Source organism: Thermodesulfitimonas autotrophica (assembly GCF_003815015.1).
GTDB lineage: Bacteria > Bacillota > Desulfotomaculia > Desulfotomaculales > Ammonificaceae > Thermodesulfitimonas > Thermodesulfitimonas autotrophica.
Genome location: NZ_RKRE01000002.1, coordinates 16,622 through 34,324 on the forward strand (window position 1 = coordinate 16,622; position 17,703 = coordinate 34,324).

Here is a 17,703-nt window from a genome sequence, read left to right on the forward strand (position 1 = left end):
CGAATGCTATAATTGTCCTGGTGATGCCCGGAAAATGTTCTGGAAACGTTTACGCGAAGACATCCAGGTGGTTTTCGAGCGCGATCCCGCAGCGAAAAGCGTTTTCGAGGTCCTCCTTTGCTATCCCGGCCTGCACGCCATCTGGCTGCACCGGGTCGCACACGCCCTGTACAGAAGGCGCCTTTTTCTCCTGGCGCGTCTTCTTTCCCACCTCGGGCGCTTTTTAACCGGTATCGAGATCCATCCCGGTGCCAAAATCGGCAGGCGCTTCTTCATCGATCATGGCGCAGGCGTAGTTATTGGCGAAACTACAGAAATTGGGGACGACGTCACCCTCTACCAGGGAGTCACCCTCGGGGGCACCGGCAAGGAAAAAGGCAAGCGTCACCCGACCATTGGTAACAACGTGGTCATCAGCGCCGGCGCCAAAATCCTTGGATCCTTCACCGTCGGCGATAATTCGAAAATCGGTGCCGGTTCGGTGGTGCTAAAACCCGTCCCGCCCAACTGCACGGTGGTTGGCGTTCCCGGCAGGGTAGTGGTGCGCGAGGGTCAAAGGGTCCGCGACGCGATTGACTTGCGCCACGACCAGATCCCCGACCCCGTGGCGGAAACACTCAACCGGTTTGAAGCGGAGATAAAGGCACTAAAGCAAAAACTCGCGGCACTTGAAACCAGGCTTTACGGGGAGGATAAGTCTTGATCGAGCTCTACAATACCCTAAGCAAACGGAAAGAGAAGCTTATCCCGCGCGAACCAGGCGTGGTGCGGATGTATGTCTGCGGCCCCACCACTTACAACTATATCCACCTCGGCAACGCGCGGGCAGTCGTGGTTTTCGACACCATCCGGCGGCACCTTGAGTACCGCGGTTACCAAGTGCTCTTCGTCCAAAATTTTACCGACGTGGACGACAAAATCATCAACCGGGCGTCCCAAGAAGGGATTCCCCCGCACGAGGTGGCAGCAAAATATACGGCAGCGTATTTTGAAGACGCCGACAGGCTTAACGTGCGCCGGGCAGATATCCACCCGCGGGTTTCCGAACACATCCCGGAGATAATCGTTCTCGTATCCACCCTCGTCGAAAAGGGCTACGCCTACGTGAGCGGCGGCGACGTCTATTTTGCGGTCCGGCGCTTCCCTAACTACGGAAAACTCTCCGGGCGCAACCCCGACGACTTGCTTGCGGGCGCCCGCATCGAGCCCGGAGAAAACAAGCGCGACCCGCTCGACTTTGCCCTTTGGAAAGCGGCCAAGCCCGGAGAGCCCAAGTGGCCGAGCCCGTGGGGTGAAGGCCGGCCCGGTTGGCATATCGAGTGCTCCGCGATGGCCCTCAAATACCTTGGCCCCGACTTCGACATTCACGGGGGCGGTGCCGACCTCATCTTCCCCCACCACGAGAACGAGATCGCCCAGTCGGAAGCGGCCACCGGTCAGCCATTCGCCAGGTACTGGCTCCACAACGGTTTCATCACGGTTCGGCAGGAAAAAATGTCCAAATCGATCGGCAACGTCTTTCTGGTCCGGGACATCCTGAAGCTATACCCCGCACCTGCGGTCCGGCTCTTCCTCATCGGCACCCACTACCGGAGCCCGCTCGACTACGCGCCCGAGTATCTCGAAGCGGCGGTGCGAAGCGCGGAGCGGTTGGCCAATTCCTACCGCTTGCTCACCGAAGCAATCGCCAAACAACCGCCCGGCGAGGGCGACGGTAGCATCCTGGGCGAACGGTTGGCGGCGATAGAAGCGGCATTCGGAGCAGCGATGGACGATGACTTCAATACGGCGCGGGCTCTGGCCTGCTATTTCGATCTGGTCCGGGAGATCAACGGGGCCGTACACACCTCCCCGCTCCCACCGCAGGAGATCCTAGTCCGGGCCATGGACCTCTTCTGCACCTTCAACCGGGTGCTCGGCATTTTTCCGGAAAAGAACGGGAAGCCCCAGGTTGAGGGTGAAAAGGAGCACCAAGAAGATGACCTATCGCTCCGCCTCCTCAATCTTCTCATCACGGTCCGCCAGGAGGCGAGACAAAGGAAAGACTGGAGCACGGCCGACCGCATTCGCGACGGACTTAAGGAACTCGGTATCCTCCTGGAGGATACACCGGAGGGGGTACGCTGGAAGAAAGCATAATTGCGGAGCGCATAAATTTTGCGGGGTGCGAATTTTTTAAGGGGAGGGGTCTTTTATGGGAGCTGTCCGGGCAAAGGTTATACTGCTGGGGCATACGCCCAACCCAGAATTGATCGTTGCTACCGCAGGGCGGCGTTGTTACTCGCCCCTTGGAACGGAGGCCCTTATAGAAAAAGTGCGGGACGGCGATCCGGCATCCTTTATCGCCAAATTAGTGCAGATGGGACACGTGACACCTATCGAACACGCCACCTTTACCTTCGCCGTCGAAGGTGTCTCGCGCAGCCTGCTTGCCCAGATTACCCGGCACCGGATCGCCAGCTTTTCGGTGCAGTCCCAGCGGTACGTGGGCGAAGAAGCCCGGAAGAATGCCGACGGGGTCTTTGACTATGTGGTTCCGCCCACCATTGCCGCGCTCGGCGAGGAGGCCGTCCGGGAGTTTGACCGGCAGATGCGGGAAATTCAGCGTTTTTACGATTATTGGGTAGAGAAATTAGGCGGGGGCCGGGAGACTTTTGAAGATGCGCGCTTCGTCCTGCCCAACGCGGCGGCCACTAAGTTTGTGGTTACGATGAACGCGCGTGAACTATGGCACTTTTTTACGCTCCGGATGTGCAACCGGGCCCAGTGGGAGATAAGAGAACTCGCCGAGCAGATGCTCTACCTGGTGAAGCGGGTAGCCCCGACGCTTTTCACGAACGCCGGCCCGGCCTGTGTGCGCGGGCCTTGCCCCGAAGGAAAGATGAGCTGCGGGCGTAGCGAAGAGATGCGCACCAAGTACGGGCGGAGGGTAGAGGATTGACCGAAATTCTTTACGGCCGGCATCCGGTGCGAGAAGCCCTCAGGACCGGCAGGCCGCTCAACAAGATTTTAGTAGCGCGAGGCCTCGGCGGTGCAGCCGTCCAGGAAATCCGCAACCTGGCCCTCACCCGGGGTGTACCCGTCCAGACAGTCGACAGACAAGCGCTCGACCGGCTCGCCGGCGGCGGCGTGCACCAGGGCTTTCTGGCCTTCGCCGCGCCTAAAGAATACGTAACTCTCGACGATATCTTAGAGAAAGCAAACGCACCGCCTCTCTTACTGGTGCTGGACCATATCACCGATCCCCGCAACCTGGGGGCAATCTTGAGAACGGCGGCTGCAGCAGGAGTCGACGGCGTGGTCATTCCGACCAGGCGGGCAGCCGGGATAACGGGAGAAGCAGCAAAAGCGGCCGCGGGAGCCATCGAGCACCTCCCCGTAGCCCGGGTGACCAACATTAGCCGGACGCTTCGCCATTTGAAAGAGCTGGGCTTCTGGATTGTAGGGGCAGACCCTGAGGCGTCGCAACTCCTTTGGGAAGCCGCACTCACCGGCCCCATCGCGATAGTCATCGGCGGCGAAGATACCGGGCTTAGCCGCGTGGTGCAGAAAGAATGCGACTGCTTAGTGCGAATCCCGATGACGGAGAGAACAGCGTCGCTCAATGCTTCGGTAGCAGCAGCACTTTTTCTCTACGAAGTGGTCCGCCAGCGGCGGCAGGCCGATGCGTGAGCTAACCATTGTCGACGGCTATAATCTAATCTTTACCCAGGGCCTCGACAGGGAGGTTACCGACCTCGCTCACGCCCGGGAACGCCTGGTAAATCTGTTAGGCCAGTATGCGGCACTAACCGGAACGGAGATCATCCTTGTTTTCGATGCCTACCGGGTCAAGGGTGGCAGGGAAAACGCCACCCGCCAGGACGGTATCACGGTGATTTTTACCGCCGCGGGAGAAACGGCGGATACGGTAATCGAGCGCCTTTCAGCGCACCTGATAAACCGCTACACAGTTTCGGTGGTAACGGCCGACTGGCCGGAACAACGGATGGTGATTGGCCATGGGGCGCTGCGGATACCACCCCGCGCCTTCTACCAGCAGGTTGCGGAAGTCATCAAGCGCCACCAGGAAAGCATCCCGACAGTTCCCCGGCCTGCAGAAAGCTACCTCGAAGAAAGGCTTACTGAAGAGATTAGGAACGCTCTCGAAAACTGGCGACGGAGCAAAGATTAGAACGAAGAGGGAAGTGATTTTTGCCTTGACGCGGTATGCGTCAGTTAGTTATAATTTCAAAAGTAATATTTCTCGGACAACCTTCCAAAGTGGGGGCGATAGGTTGAGCCTCAACGGGTTGAGCCGGCAAGCCTGCGCGGTCTTTGATGCCATGCAGGACGAGGAAATCGTGGCATACGCGAGGGACGGCGACATTGAGGCCCAGGAATTCTTGATTAACAAGTACAAGAATTTTGTACGGGCGAAAGCACGCTCCTACTTCCTCATCGGTGCCGACCGCGAAGACATCATCCAAGAAGGAATGATCGGACTCTACAAGGCCATCCGGGACTTTCGGCTGGATAAGCTATCTTCCTTTCGGGCTTTCGCGGAGCTGTGCATTACCAGACAGATTATCACCGCCATCAAAACGGCAACCAGACAAAAGCATATTCCACTCAATTCTTATGTCTCGCTTAATAAGCCCATTTACGACGAAGATTCGGACCGGACGTTGCTCGACGTCGTGTCCGGCGCGGGGCTTACCGATCCGGAGGAGTTGGTAATTAGCCGCGAGGAGTTCGACCATATTGAAGAAAAGATCGGTGAACTGCTCAGCGTTTTAGAGCGAAAGGTTCTCGTCTCCTACCTGAACGGCAAGTCTTACCAGGAAATCGCCGGGGACCTAAACCGCCACGTAAAATCGGTCGATAACGCCCTGCAACGCGTCAAGCGAAAGTTGGAGCGTTACCTCGAAAAACGGGAAAATTAAAATAGGGGCCTCGGCCCCTTAAGTTTTCTCTGGGTGTTGATACCGTAACGTCCCAATCCCACCACGGTCTCCTTGACGCCGGCGCGGGCGTACTTTATAATGGTTTCGCGATCGGTTTTATAACGCTGGGGTAGCTCAAACGGCAGAGCAGCTGACTTGTAATCAGCAGGTTGTGGGTTCAAGTCCCATCCCCAGCTCCAGGAAAAGACACCGGAGGCTGCACCTACAAACCAAAATTTTGCTAAGCAACTTAGGTTTGAAAAGATTTACGTTTTGTGCTATAATGATTTTTGTGACGCCGCGGGGTGGAGCAGCAGGTAGCTCGTCGGGCTCATAACCCGAAGGTCGTAGGTTCAAATCCTACCCCCGCAACCAATAAATGCCCATATAGCTCAGGAGGCAGAGCGCATCCTTGGTAAGGATGAGGTCGCCGGTTCGACCCCGGCTATGGGCTCCAGAGGCGGCGTAGCTCAGTTGGTCAGAGCATGCGGTTCATACCCGCAGTGTCCGGGGTTCGAGTCCCTGCGCCGCCACCAAAACGGAGATTTAAAAGCCTGGACGCACGTTCAGGTTTTTTCTTATGGCTTAGCAGGAATTTCTTTGCTCAAAGCGAATTATCAACCTTTGGTTTAACCCGTTACTGTTTACCCTATCAGCAAGGAGGAAAGTAAGGAGGCACAGAGATTCATGGCCAAGCAGAAATTTGTCCGGACGAAACCGCACGTTAACATCGGCACGATCGGTCACGTGGACCACGGGAAGACGACCCTGACGGCAGCGATCACTTTAGTGCTTTCCAAGCAGGGAATGGCTGCCTACAAGAAGTACGACGAAATCGATAACGCGCCGGAAGAGAAGGCGCGGGGTATCACCATCAACACCGCCCACGTCGAGTACGAGACCGAAAAGCGCCACTACGCGCACGTTGACTGCCCCGGTCACGCTGACTACATCAAGAACATGATCACCGGCGCGGCCCAGATGGACGGGGCGATCCTGGTTGTTTCCGCTGCCGACGGGCCGATGCCCCAGACGCGGGAGCACATTCTGTTGGCGCGGCAGGTTAACGTGCCCTACATCGTCGTCTACATGAACAAGACCGACATGGTTGACGATCCGGAGCTTTTGGAGCTCGTCGAGATGGAAGTGCGCGAGCTGCTCTCGAATTACGACTTCCCGGGCGACGAGATTCCGGTCATCATGGGCTCGGCGCTCAAGGCGCTTGAGTGCGGCTGCGCCTCGCGGGAGTGTCCGTACTGCGGCTCTATCTGGAAGCTGATGGACGCCGTGGACGAATACATCCCGACGCCCGAGCGGGACGTTGACAAGCCGTTCCTGATGCCGATTGAGGACGTCTTCACCATCACCGGGCGCGGCACGGTGGGCACCGGACGTATCGAGCGCGGGCGCATCCGGCCGGGCGACGAAGTGGAGATCGTAGGTTTCTCCGATAAGCCGCGCAAGACGGTAGTAACCAGCGTCGAGATGTTCCGGAAGACGCTCGACGAAGGCGTTGCGGGCGACAACGTTGGGTGCCTCCTGCGCGGCGTGGACCGGGATGAGCTCGAGCGCGGTATGGTGTTGGCGAAGCCCGGCACGATCAAGCCGCATACCAAGTTTTCGGCGGAGGTCTACGTGCTGACGAAGGAGGAGGGCGGGCGCCACACGCCTTTCTTTAACGGCTACCGGCCGCAGTTCTACTTCCGGACGACGGACGTCACCGGGGTCATCAAGCTGCCCGAGGGGGTGGAGATGGTAATGCCCGGAGACAACATTAAGATGGACATCGAGCTCATCACGCCAATCGCGATCGAGGAGGGTCTCCGCTTCGCCATCCGCGAAGGCGGCCGCACGGTCGGCGCCGGTGTGGTGACCGGGGTCAAGGAGTAAGATTACCAAATTCCAGCGCCGCAAGAAACGCTTCAGGGGTTGCGCCGGCGCAAGTTTGTTGCTATAATGAATATTGGTTTTCGCAGTAGAGAAAACCTTGCAGGTAGCCGTTCCGCGATAGCTCAACGGTAGAGCATCCGGCTGTTAACCGGAGGGTTGCAGGTTCGAATCCTGCTCGCGGAGCCAATAAAGAAAAGAGAACCCGCGGAAAGGCGACTTTCGCGGGTTTTTTATTCTTGTGGGGCATGGTTCCTGATCCGTGCGGCGCTACCGGTACCGCTCCTGCAAAAGCTGGTTCCAGTAACGCTTCAGCCCTTCTTTGATGAGTCGCGCCCGCGCCTCGCCGATACCCTCCACGTCATCGAGTTCCTCGAGCGAAGCCTGCAGAATGCGGCTGAAATTACCAAAAGTGCGGACGATGTTTTCGATCACCGGCAGCGGGAGACGCGGCAGGCGGCTTAGGATCCGGTAGCCGCGCGGCGAAACCCCCTGCTCCAGGATCCCTCCCCCGCCGGAATAGCCCAAAACACGGGCGATGAGCGAAAGGTCGAGAAGGTCCTCTGAAGGCCAGCTGCCAATGATATCAAGAATATCCCGCGGCGTCTTCTCCTCAACGACCATATAGTCCTGAATTACCAGAAGACCCTCATTCTCGATGTTGTTTACCAGTTCCTCGACCTGCATCACGATCAGGCGGCTCTCCTCACCTAGTTCCGCGATGTAGTGTTCGATCTCCTTCACTACCCGCAAGGTCATCTCGGTGCGCTGGATAGCCTTTGTTACCTCAAAGAGGGTTACAGCATCCTCGAACTCCAGGACCGTAAGGCTGACCATGGCCTGGTTGAGCACCGCGCGGTACTTCTCCAGCGTTTGAACGGCCTGGTTTGCTTTGGCCAGGACCACCTCAAGGTCCCGCAACATGTATTTCGTGGAACCCTTGTAAACTGTAATCACGTTGCGGCGCTGCGAAATCGAAATCACCAGGGCTCCCGTCTGCTTGGCGACCCGTTCCGCCGTACGGTGCCGGATACCCGTTTCGGTGGAGGGAATACTGAGGTCGGGAATGAGCTGGGTGTTGGCCGCTATGATCTTTTTGGCGTCCTCGCTCAGGATAATGGCTCCGTCCATCTTAGCCAACTCGTAGAGCCGGGCCGGAGAAAACTCGGCGTTGACCACAAACCCCCCTTCCGCGATTTCCCGCACCTTTTCATTGTCCCCGACTACGATGAGGGCCCCGTTTTTCGAACGGAGGATGTACTCCAGCCCTTCACGTAACGGCGTTCCGGGTGCTACCTGGCGTAAGATCCGCAGCAACTGCCTCTCCATTTTTCTTTCTAGAATTCCTCCTGAGTTTTGAACTACCCGCCTAATACCGCTTCTATCGCCGCGGCGAGAGTGCTTACTTCCTCGGTTTCGAGGTAATTCCCGGGTCCCTGCCCGGCAGCGATGACGGCACGCCCGAAACCAAGCTTGGCCGCCTCCCGCAAGCGCAGATCCAGAGCGTTTACCGACCGGACCTCACCCGTCAGGCCCACCTCGCCGACAACGACCGTTCCGGGTGAAACCGGCGCCTCACGGTAACTCGAAGCCACTGCAACCGCAACCGCCAGGTCGGCCGCCGGCTCCAGGATCTTCACCCCGCCCACCGCATTGATGTATATGTCGCAGCCCCCGAGTTTCAGCCCCACCTTTTTATCAAGAACGGCAATAAGCAGGGCGGCCCGGTTCGCGTCAAACCCCGCCGCCATCCGGCGCGGCACCCCGTAAGGGTTGGGGCAAACCAGGGCCTGAACCTCCACCAGTAACGGCCGCGTCCCCTGGAGAACCGGAACCACCACCGAACCCACTTTTGCCTCTTCCCTTTTCCCTAGGAACATCAGCGAAGGGTTCGGAACCTCTACCATGCCTTCTGCCGTCATCTCAAAAACGCCAATTTCGTTCGTGGCGCCAAAGCGGTTCTTTACCCCCCGCAGGATGCGATAGTTATAATGCCGGTCCCCTTCGAGATAAAGGACCACATCGACGAGGTGCTCCAGGAGGCGGGGGCCGGCCAGAAAGCCTTCCTTGGTAACGTGGCCGATGAGGAAAACCGGTAGCTCGCGGGTTTTCGCCAGCTGCTGAAATTCTGCCGCACACTCCCGCACCTGCGCAACGCTTCCGGGAACCGCTTCAACCCGCGGCGAAACCATCGTCTGGATCGAATCCACAATGAGGGCCCGGGGCTTAACCTGGTCGACATATTGGCCAATCGCTTCCAGGTCCGTTTCTGCCGCTACATAAACCTGTTCCCGACCCGCGCCCAAGCGCCTCGCCCGCAAAGAAACCTGCCGGACCGACTCCTCCCCCGTCACGTAAAGGACCGGCCCTTCCTCGCCAAGGGAGCGGGCAACCTGAAGGAGAAGCGTGGACTTGCCGATGCCGGGATCGCCGCCAATCAGGATGAGCGAACCGGGAACAATCCCACCGCCAAGCACCCGGTCAAACTCGCCAATGCCTACCGGCAGGCGGACTTCTTCCTCCACGACTTGCCCCAGTGTTTGTAGGGATGCGGCCGTCCGCCTCTCCCGGCAGGTCGAGGACCCTTTAACAACGACAAACGAGTCCCAGCTGCCGCATGCAGGGCACCGGCCAAGCCAGCGAGGCGACTGGTAACCGCAAGCATCGCAGCGAAATCCGGACTTATTCACGAGTTAGCAGGCACAGCTTTCCTTTAGCATGGACTTTTAATTTAAGTTTATCTCAATTTTCGGCACAAAAAAAGCCCCGCGTTAGCGGGACTTTTTGAAAAACCCATTTCAATTTAAGCCACCTTACGAACGACGACGGTATCATTTTCGGCATCGACTACGATCTTATCCCCTTTAGCGAAAGTGCCTTTCAAAAGTTCTTCTGAAAGCCGGTCCTCGACGAGCCGCTGGATGGTGCGGCGCAGCGGTCGGGCGCCAAACTTCTCGTCAATACCCTGCTTCGCCAGCAGGTCTTTCAAGCCGTCCCCGAACTCCACCGTGACGTTCTGCTCCTGGAGCCGCTTGCCGACGTCCTTGAGCATCAGGTCGATAATCGCCCGGACGTGCTCTTCGGTCAGCGGATGGAAGACGATGATTTCGTCGATCCGGTTAAGGAACTCGGGCCGGAAGGTCCGCTGGAGCTCACCCATAACCTTTTCCTTCATCGCCTCGTACGCCGCCTTTTGGTCATCCGTGGCCCGGAAACCGAGCGCCCCTTCCTTCTTCAGCAACCTGACGCCGACGTTCGAGGTCATGATGATCACCGTGTTTTTGAAATCGACGGTGCGCCCCTTGGCATCGGTGAGCCGCCCGTCTTCCATCACCTGCAAAAGAATGTTGAAGACGTCCGGGTGCGCCTTCTCAATTTCGTCCAGTAGCACCACGGTGTACGGCCGCCGTCTTACCGCCTCGGTAAGCTGTCCTCCCTCTTCGTAGCCCACATATCCTGGTGGCGCGCCTACCAGCCGCGAAACCGTATGGCGCTCCATGTACTCGGACATGTCGATACGGACCATCGCGTCCTCATCGCCGAAAAGGGCTTCGGCCAATGCCTTAGCAAGCTCAGTCTTACCGACACCTGTAGGCCCGAGAAAGATGAAACTGCCGATGGGCCGCCGCGGGTCCTTTAATCCCGCCCGCGCCCGGCGGATGGCCCGCGCTACGGCGCTTACAGCCTCATCCTGGCCAACCACCCGCTGGTGCAGGACCTCCTCGAGCTTCAAAAGCCGCTCAGTTTCCTCAACCTTAAGCTGTTTTACCGGAATGCCTGTCCAGCTCGCGACTATTTCCGCAATATCCTCCTCGGTTACCTCCAGCTTACCTTCCCCCTGTTTTTGCCGCCAGGCCTCACGCGCAGCCTCAATTTCGCTCCGCAGCCGCGCCTCCTGGTCCCGGAGCTGGGCAGCCTTTTCAAACTCCTGAGCGGTTACCGCCGCCTCTTTCTCCTTGCGAAGTTCCTCAAGCCGCTGCTCCATCTCCTTTACGTCCGGTGGGGGGGTGAACGCCCGGAGTCTTACCCGGGAAGCTGCTTCGTCGATCAGGTCAATCGCCTTATCCGGCAGGAAACGGTCGGTAATGTACCGGTCCGAAAGCTTAGCCGCCGCCTCGATAGCCGCGTCTGTGATCCTTACCTTATGGTGCGCCTCATACCGGTCGCGCAGGCCTTTCAAAATGGCAATCGTCTCTTCAACCGTAGGCTCACCCACCATCACCGGCTGGAAGCGGCGCTCTAACGCCGGGTCCCGCTCGACATGCTTCCGGTACTCGTCAAGGGTCGTCGCACCGATACATTGCATCTCACCCCGCGCCAGGGCAGGCTTCAAGATATTCGCCGCATCGATGGCCCCCTCGGCAGCACCAGCCCCAATGATCGTGTGCAGCTCGTCGATGAAGAGGATGATGTTCCCCGCACCCCTGATCTCGTCGAGAATTTTCTTCAGGCGATCCTCGAATTCGCCCCGGTACTTTGTACCGGCCACCACGGAAGCCAGGTCCAGCGCTACGACCCGCTTATCGAGCAGTACCTCAGGCACCTTGCCCGCCGCAATCCGCTGGGCCAGACCCTCAACAATAGCCGTTTTCCCTACACCGGGGTCGCCGATAAGCACCGGGTTGTTTTTCGTCCGCCGGCTCAGGATCTGGATCACCCGCTCGATCTCCTGTTCGCGCCCGACGACGGGATCAAGCCTGTCCTCCCGCGCCAACCTTGTCAAATCCCGCCCGAACTGGTCAAGCACCGGGGTTTTCGAGGGCCCCTTCTCAGTTCCGGGCCCGGTACCGGCAGCCACACCCGCACCGAGTACCTCCATCACTGCCGCCCGGAGACGGTCGAGCTCCACACCGAGCGCCGCCAGCGCCCGCGCCGCAACTCCTTCGCCTTCCCTTACCAAGCCAAGGAGCAGGTGCTCCGTACCGATGTAGTTGTGACCAAGCTGCCGCGCCTCATCAATAGCCAGCTCTATAACGCGCTTGGCCCGCGGGGTCAGGCTCACTTCCTGCACGAGAGGACCCTGAACTCGCTCCACCAGCTGCTCAACCTGAGCCCGGATCGCCTCTGCACTGATACCCATTTCCTTCAGCACCCGCGCCGCGACGCCCTCCCCTTCGCGCACCAGCCCAAGCAGGATGTGCTCGGTGCCTACGAAAGGATAGTTCATCAAGCGCGCCTCCTCCTGCGCCAGCAGAAGGACCTTTTGTGCCCGTTGCGTAAATCTACCGAACATTTGCATCCCTCCCATACTAAAATGATTGCCTCAGTTTTTGCCTGGTAAACTACCTACGCTGCTCGCGCAGCCGCTCGCGCACCAGCCGCGCGCGCAGGACATCACGCTCGTAAGGTTTTAGTTCCCTGCCGGCCATCTTCATCAGAAAAGCCGGCTGCGTTAGCACCATCAACTCCGCGATAAGGGCGTACGAAATCCCTTTGAGCATCCCTAACGCCACACCAAGACGCAGGTTGGAAAGGTGCTTCATCGTTTCCTCAGAACTGATAATCTGAGCGTACCGAAGAATCCCGTAGGACCGGAAAACTCTATCCTCGAGAAGTTCCCGCTCCTTCTGGTAAAGCCCCTTCCGCGCTTCGCGCTCTTGGTTTACCAACCGGCGTACCAGGGCCTTGAGATTACCGATCAACTCCTCCTCCCGTCGCCCAAGCGTGATCTGGTTGGAAACCTGGAAAAGGTCCCCCGCAGCCCGCGTCCCTTCGCCATAAAGACCGCGTACTGTGAGCCCTAGCTTGTTAAGCCCCGAAACCACCTCTTCGATCATTTTGGTGGCCACCAGCCCTGGCAGATGCAGCATCACGGAAGCCCGCAGCCCCGTGCCCACGTTGGTCGGGCAGGCTGTAAGGTAACCGAAATCCTCGCTAAAGGCGTAGTCGAGCGTAGCCTCGAGGGCATCGTCTGCCCGGGTGGCCAGTTCCCAGCAGTCGTCGAGCGCAAGCCCCGGGAGGAGACACTGGATGCGTAGGTGGTCCTCTTCGTTAACCATGATGCTGAGCACTTCGTCCGGCCGCAGGGCCACCGCCTTCGCCGCTGCGTCTCCCTTAAGAAAATCAGGGCTTACCAGGTGCTTCGCCACCAAAACCTGCCTTTCCGTCGGCGTCAGCTCGGCAAGGCAGGTGACGTCCAGTTGTCCGAGCCTAGCCACCGTTTCCGGCCGGTCCACGGCGAGGCGCACCGCGTGGACGACCTCCTCCGCCTGCTCCCGGCTCATCCGGTGGGGAAAGGGATAGGCGGCGAGGTTACGGGCGAGCCTTACCCGGCTCGAAACCACCACGTCCGCGTCCGCCCCGCCTTCTTCCATCCAGCGGCTGTGCGGGTTTGTCAGCGTTTCTCTGATGCCCATTCATTTCCCCCCTCCCAGGCTCTTTTCCAGTTCCCGGATGCGGTCACGAAGCTTGGCCGCCTTCTCGAACTCTTCCTTCCGCACGGCCATTTCGAGTTCCCGGCGTAACCGGGCCAGTTCCTGTTTCACCCCGGAGATTTTTCCGCCCCGGGCCGGAACCTTACCTGTATGCTGCACTGTTCCGTGAATCCGGTGCAGCACCTGTTCGACCGTACCCCGAAATTCCGAATAACATTCAGCGCAACCTAAGATACCCCGCCGGAGGAAATCTTCCTCCTTAAGGCCACAGCGCGGGCACCGCCGGCCGGCTGCTACTGGGGCTTCTGGCTCCGGTTCAAAAAGCCCTCCTAAAAAATCCTGAAATACAAACTGCGGCATTCCCCCGAAGCCGGTTATCCCGGCTTCCCGCGCACATTCCTCGCAGAGGTGCATCTCCTGCTTCTTATTATTGGTAATCTCGGTGTAATGCACCGTTGCCGGCTTTTTGCCACACCGCTCGCAGAGCAACCCCGCCACCTCCTCCTATTTAAGTTCCGGGGCTTTACCCCGGCCCCTCAGTTTCCGCTCTGCCCCTCGCGCCCGAAGAGAGCGGTTAACATCACCCGCAGCAACACGGCGCGAATCCGGTTGCGCAGCGGTAGCACCACCTCCTTTAACCCGGTGGAAACGACTTCCCGCATGAGATTCGCCTCCCGCCCGCTGATCAGCCCCGCCGCCCGCAGTCGTTCGATCAGCGCCAGCGCCTGAATTTGCGACACCTCGTCCCCGCAAATCCTGAGCGTTTCGTAGACAAGCGCGTCAGGGCTGCCCGGCGGCAGCTTCGAAATCCGCAGGAAGCCTCCGCCGCCACGCCGACTCTCGACGTAAAAACCGTGCCAGATAGTAAAACGGGTGCTGAGCACATAGTTTATCTGCGCCGGCACACAGCCAAAACGGAGGGCCAGCGCGTTGCGGCGGACCTCCACCTGACCGGTGGGGCTTTCCGCCAGCAACTCCTTGATGTACCGCTCGATCTCGTCAGCAAGCCTTCCCATAACCACCAGAAATTGCGTATTAGTTTGACTTTAACTGACTTTAACTTTAAAGTACAAAAGACCTCTCCGGAATGCAACTCCCTTTAGAAGTGATTTTTGCCGGTATCAAGCTGATTTAAACTAAAAGGCAATACTTAGCACCCAGAACATGAGAATTTCACTCTACCTCACCCTATATCGTCACCGTAATTCTTAATCTACCTGGCACCCGGGAAGCTTTTCGGTACTAATCCTCAAGATGCGGTTAATGTAGCCGATGTACCAGAACAGACCGCTTTTCTTTAACCATTAATACCAACTGGCAGGTCCAACCTGCAGATCGTGAGGTTGAAATGCCGAAGCTAATCAAGCCGGAAAGAGCTATTGAGACGGTCCTGGGGGACCTTCTCTGGGAGAGACGTCTTCGGTTGCGTCGGGCCGTCCACCCTCACTACTACATGTACATGCGCGTAGGCCACCAGCCGTTAAGGCTCGGTTTCGACTTTCACTGGCGCGACGAATGGTGGGTCTGGGAAGGGCTCAAACTCAGAAACCGGTCCCCTGGAGATCCAAGGGTGGAAGAAGAATTCAGAAAAAGATACGCCCACTCCTTTAATGTCTGGCTCGGCACAAATACCTGGACCGTCAATCTTTCAGAAATTGCCGGTAACTGGACGTTCAAGAACTGGTTCGCCACGCAGGAAGAGCTGGAAGAAAGGCTGCACGCAGTTCGCCGGGTGCTTCTGTCATCCGGTCTGGCCGATCGCGAACAAACCACAGGCACCTCACCATACCCGGAGTTCCCGGGACCAGACGACCGGTGGCAGGGCCCCGGATACCAATCGCCCCACCCCCTATAAACCATTGGGAGAACACCGCCTGAGACGGGCAGCATCCGGCGGTGTTCGGCTGTGACGGTACGAAAGAGGGCTTGGCCTGAAGTAGAAAAGGAAAGGGTTCCCAAAAACCGGGAACCCTTGATTTATCTCTGGTGCGGGTGAAGGGACTTGAACCCCCACGGGGAAACCCCACCAGATCCTAAGTCTGGCGCGTCTGCCGTTCCGCCACACCCGCGCATTAGCCTTCTCACGCTTATTATAAGCCTCTCGGGGTTCCCCGTCAACGGACCCGCACCGGTCCGCGAGCCAGCGCATAACAGGGCTTCCAAGTTGCCTGCTGCAGGTGTAGCAGGTCGCCTTAAGACCCGATTTGCATTGCGAAAATGGTTTGTCCTTTAAGGCCGCCTTAAGATATAATCCTGAACAGGCACCGTCACAAAATACTTGCGGGTGGAGGAATAAAACCTTTGCGCACCTTTTATCTAACGGCTGCGTTGAGTCTTTTACTCGACCAGGTGGCGAAAATACTGGTAGTAAATTATCTTTTTCACCCGGTGGTATTGTTACCAGGTCTTGTAGTGCTGCGCCGCGTGCAAAATCCCGGTGCCGCATTTGGGCTTTTCGCGCAGCGCAACCTTTTCCTGATTTTGGTTGGTCTCCTCCTATCCTTTACCCTTCTTCTCGCGCACAACAGGCTCAGAGAAGCACCCGCCTTCTGGCGCACCGGTGCCGGCCTTATCCTCGGCGGCACGCTCGGTAATCTTATCGACAGGCTGCGCCTGGGACACGTCGTTGACTTCGTCGACCTCGGTTTCTGGCCGGTCTTCAACATCGCCGACGTCGCGATCACCTGCGGCGTCGGGATAATTATCCTGAATCTGCTGCGGGAGCGATAGGAATGGTCCTGATCGAAAGGCTGGTCGTGGAAGAAGAAGAGGCGGGCACCCGCATAGATATTTACCTCGCCCGTGAGATTCCGGATATTAGCCGCTCGCGCTTCCAGCAACTCATTAACGAGGGCCAGGTCCTGGTGAACGCGCGCGCCGTCCGTCCCAGCTACCGCCTCCGCCCCGGAGACGAGATAAGCGTGCACTTACCGCCGGCGGAAACCCCGCAAATTATTCCGGAGCCCATCCCGATAGAAATCGTCTACGAGGACCAAGACGTGCTCGTAGTCAACAAGCCCCGGGGGATGGTCGTCCACCCGGGGGCTGGACATTACCGGGGAACTCTGGTTAATGCCCTCCTTTACCGCTGCACCGATCTATCCGGGATTAACGGGGTGCTCCGTCCGGGAATCGTGCACCGGTTGGACAAAGAAACCTCCGGCCTCCTGATGGTGGCCAAAAACGACGCGGCCCACCTCTCGCTGGCCACACAGCTAAAGGAACGCCGCATCCTCCGGGAGTACCTGGCGCTTGTTTACGGACAACTTAAGGAAGATGCGGGAACCGTAATCGCACCGATCGGCCGTCATCCCCGGGACCGCCAGAAGATGGCCGTAACCCCAACCGGAAGAGAGGCAATCACCCATTACAAGGTAGTAGAGCGGTTTACCAGGTACACGCTGCTTAGGTTACGCCTCGCCACCGGACGGACCCACCAGATCCGCGTCCATCTGACCCACATCGGCCACCCGGTGGTCGGCGACCTAAAGTACGGCCCGGCACGGCCGCACCTCGGGCTCAGCGGGCAGTTCCTCCACGCTGGCGTGCTGGGTTTCACGCACCCAACCACGGGAGAATTTCTCCGCTTCGAAGCACCGCTGCCGCCAGAGCTTGCCGCAGTGCTCGCCAGGCTCCGCGAAGCGGAAGTATCACCGGCATGAAACCTGCAGGAGCAAAAAGTGAACCGCAAACATTACGCCTCCGCCACACCAGCAATCATCGCGATCGTATCCCCGCGTAGGCCACGGCGCATGGCCTCAAGAGCCAGGACCTCGCTCGGGGGGATGTTTCCGAGGTTCACATCTGGGCCAAGACGATTAATGAGTTCCACCTGTTGCGACTTCCGGGGTGCCTCCCAGATTATGGTCTCAAGGCTGCTTACCGCGCCACAAAAGGCCTGATAAACCGTTTCCTTCAACTGCCCCTGGGCATCATAGATCCCGGTCTGGCAGCCGCTTTCGCGCCCTTCCACGATCACCCACCGGGCGCCAGCCTTAAGATCCGCGTTCGCCTGCCGGGCCATCTCCATCGGACTGGGGCAGAGCGGCAGCCGCTTCTTCCCTACCTCGGTGAGCACGGTAAAACCCGCCTCGCGCGCCAGATAGATAGCGTAATCCCTGACTTTGCGGTCAAAAGAGAGGCTTCCGTCGGAAATCTCGATGGCGGTGAACCCGATAGCCTCACAGCACTTGAGGCAGGCCGGCAGGTGCCCGCGTGCGAGCGCAATTTCGACGAAAGTTCCTCCCGGGTAAACATGGATGCCGCAGGAGCGAATCAGCTCTACTTTTTTGGCCAGCAAAGCTGGATTGTAGAGAACGGCCGTGCCAAAGCCGAGTTTGATAAAATCGACATAAGGCCCGGCCACTTCGAGAAAATCCCTTGTACCGCTCAGGCCGAGCCCTTTATCCAGGACCATGGTGATCCCAGAGTTCCGGGGCCGCTTGAGGCTGCGGCTGGCCGGTAGCAAACCGGTGATTTCCTGCCAGGTCACTACGCTGTCAACCCCTCTTCGCTTT

The 17,703-nt window shown here is 58.5% G+C and carries 17 protein-coding genes and 6 tRNA genes; 15 read left to right on the plus strand and 8 right to left on the minus strand.

The window, feature by feature from the left end:
* Positions 1-34 precede the first annotated feature (34 nt).
* The 12 genes from cysE (at position 35) to EDD75_RS03935 (ending at position 7,001) form a co-directional block, all read left to right on the plus strand.
* Positions 35-703, plus strand: a complete 669-nt coding sequence (gene cysE / locus EDD75_RS03880) for a serine O-acetyltransferase (protein WP_123928431.1) — start codon at positions 35-37, stop codon at positions 701-703.
* Positions 703-2,139, plus strand: a complete 1,437-nt coding sequence (cysS, locus tag EDD75_RS03885) for a cysteine--tRNA ligase (protein WP_123930264.1) — start codon at positions 703-705, stop codon at positions 2,137-2,139. Before cysE ends, cysS begins: the two co-directional genes overlap by 1 nt.
* A 55-nt stretch (positions 2,140-2,194) precedes the next feature.
* Positions 2,195-2,941: an FAD-dependent thymidylate synthase gene (gene thyX / locus EDD75_RS03890; RefSeq protein WP_123928434.1), complete on the plus strand. Its 747-nt coding sequence runs from the start codon at positions 2,195-2,197 to the stop codon at positions 2,939-2,941.
* Positions 2,938-3,672, plus strand: coding sequence for a 23S rRNA (guanosine(2251)-2'-O)-methyltransferase RlmB (gene rlmB / locus EDD75_RS03895; RefSeq protein ID WP_123928437.1), 735 nt, complete (start codon positions 2,938-2,940; stop codon positions 3,670-3,672). The genes thyX and rlmB overlap by 4 nt, the downstream gene beginning before the upstream one ends.
* Positions 3,665-4,174: an NYN domain-containing protein gene (locus EDD75_RS03900; protein WP_123928440.1), complete on the plus strand. Its 510-nt coding sequence runs from the start codon at positions 3,665-3,667 to the stop codon at positions 4,172-4,174. Before rlmB ends, EDD75_RS03900 begins: the two co-directional genes overlap by 8 nt.
* Before the next feature lie 103 nt (positions 4,175-4,277).
* Positions 4,278-4,925 carry an RNA polymerase sporulation sigma factor SigH gene (sigH, locus tag EDD75_RS03905; RefSeq protein WP_123928443.1) on the plus strand — a complete coding sequence of 216 codons (648 nt, stop codon included), beginning with the start codon at positions 4,278-4,280 and terminating at the stop codon, positions 4,923-4,925.
* 124 nt (positions 4,926-5,049) lie between these two features.
* Positions 5,050-5,125: transfer RNA gene (locus EDD75_RS03910), tRNA-Thr, on the plus strand.
* A 99-nt stretch (positions 5,126-5,224) separates the two neighbouring features.
* Positions 5,225-5,300, plus strand: a tRNA-Met gene (locus EDD75_RS03915).
* Between the two features lie 6 nt (positions 5,301-5,306).
* A tRNA-Thr gene (locus EDD75_RS03920) sits at positions 5,307-5,382 on the plus strand.
* Positions 5,383-5,384: 2 nt separating this feature from the next.
* Positions 5,385-5,461: transfer RNA gene (locus EDD75_RS03925), tRNA-Met, on the plus strand.
* A 151-nt stretch (positions 5,462-5,612) separates the two neighbouring features.
* A complete protein-coding gene (gene tuf, locus EDD75_RS03930; protein ID WP_123928445.1) occupies positions 5,613-6,815 on the plus strand; it encodes an elongation factor Tu in 1,203 nt (400 codons plus the stop codon).
* Positions 6,816-6,926: 111 nt separating this feature from the next.
* Positions 6,927-7,001, plus strand: a tRNA-Asn gene (locus EDD75_RS03935).
* An 81-nt stretch (positions 7,002-7,082) separates the two neighbouring features.
* On the opposite strand, the gene disA is transcribed toward EDD75_RS03935, so the two are convergent.
* The 6 genes from disA to EDD75_RS03965 form a co-directional block, all read right to left on the minus strand.
* Positions 7,083-8,141 carry a DNA integrity scanning diadenylate cyclase DisA gene (disA, locus tag EDD75_RS03940; protein WP_123928448.1) on the minus strand — a complete coding sequence of 353 codons (1,059 nt, stop codon included), beginning with the start codon at positions 8,139-8,141 and terminating at the stop codon, positions 7,083-7,085.
* 32 nt (positions 8,142-8,173) lie between these two features.
* Entirely contained in the window at positions 8,174-9,502 is a 1,329-nt protein-coding gene (radA, locus tag EDD75_RS03945; RefSeq protein WP_123928451.1) for a DNA repair protein RadA, read from the minus strand.
* A gap of 113 nt (positions 9,503-9,615) precedes the next feature.
* Positions 9,616-12,051 carry an ATP-dependent Clp protease ATP-binding subunit gene (locus tag EDD75_RS03950; protein ID WP_281277439.1) on the minus strand — a complete coding sequence of 812 codons (2,436 nt, stop codon included), beginning with the start codon at positions 12,049-12,051 and terminating at the stop codon, positions 9,616-9,618.
* Between the two features lie 43 nt (positions 12,052-12,094).
* Entirely contained in the window at positions 12,095-13,168 is a 1,074-nt protein-coding gene (locus tag EDD75_RS03955; protein WP_123928458.1) for a protein arginine kinase, read from the minus strand.
* On the minus strand, positions 13,169-13,675 hold the full coding sequence (locus EDD75_RS03960) for a UvrB/UvrC motif-containing protein (protein ID WP_123928461.1): 507 nt from the start codon (positions 13,673-13,675) through the stop codon (positions 13,169-13,171). It lies immediately after the preceding gene.
* 47 nt (positions 13,676-13,722) lie between these two features.
* On the minus strand, positions 13,723-14,202 hold the full coding sequence (locus EDD75_RS03965) for a CtsR family transcriptional regulator (RefSeq protein WP_123928464.1): 480 nt from the start codon (positions 14,200-14,202) through the stop codon (positions 13,723-13,725).
* A gap of 332 nt (positions 14,203-14,534) precedes the next feature.
* Here EDD75_RS03965 and EDD75_RS03970 point away from each other — a divergent pair, with 332 nt between their 5' ends.
* The gene (locus EDD75_RS03970; protein WP_123928467.1) at positions 14,535-15,041 is read left to right on the plus strand and encodes a hypothetical protein; all 507 of its coding nucleotides are present in this window, start codon (positions 14,535-14,537) and stop codon (positions 15,039-15,041) included.
* 129 nt (positions 15,042-15,170) lie between these two features.
* Here EDD75_RS03970 and EDD75_RS03975 read toward each other — a convergent pair.
* Positions 15,171-15,255 (minus strand) — tRNA-Leu (locus EDD75_RS03975).
* Positions 15,256-15,487: 232 nt separating this feature from the next.
* On the opposite strand from EDD75_RS03975, the gene lspA reads away from it, so the two are divergent.
* Together lspA and EDD75_RS03985 are read left to right on the plus strand one after the other, a co-directional pair.
* Positions 15,488-15,916 (plus strand): signal peptidase II, encoded by a 429-nt coding sequence (lspA, locus tag EDD75_RS03980; RefSeq protein WP_170157700.1) that lies wholly within the window; start codon positions 15,488-15,490, stop codon positions 15,914-15,916.
* A gap of 2 nt (positions 15,917-15,918) precedes the next feature.
* Positions 15,919-16,848: an RluA family pseudouridine synthase gene (locus tag EDD75_RS03985; RefSeq protein ID WP_123928473.1), complete on the plus strand. Its 930-nt coding sequence runs from the start codon at positions 15,919-15,921 to the stop codon at positions 16,846-16,848.
* Positions 16,849-16,880: 32 nt separating this feature from the next.
* Here the strand turns inward: EDD75_RS03985 and comA are convergent, their stop codons facing one another.
* A complete protein-coding gene (gene comA / locus EDD75_RS03990) occupies positions 16,881-17,678 on the minus strand; it encodes a phosphosulfolactate synthase (RefSeq protein ID WP_245963061.1) in 798 nt (265 codons plus the stop codon).
* Positions 17,679-17,703 lie beyond the last annotated feature (25 nt).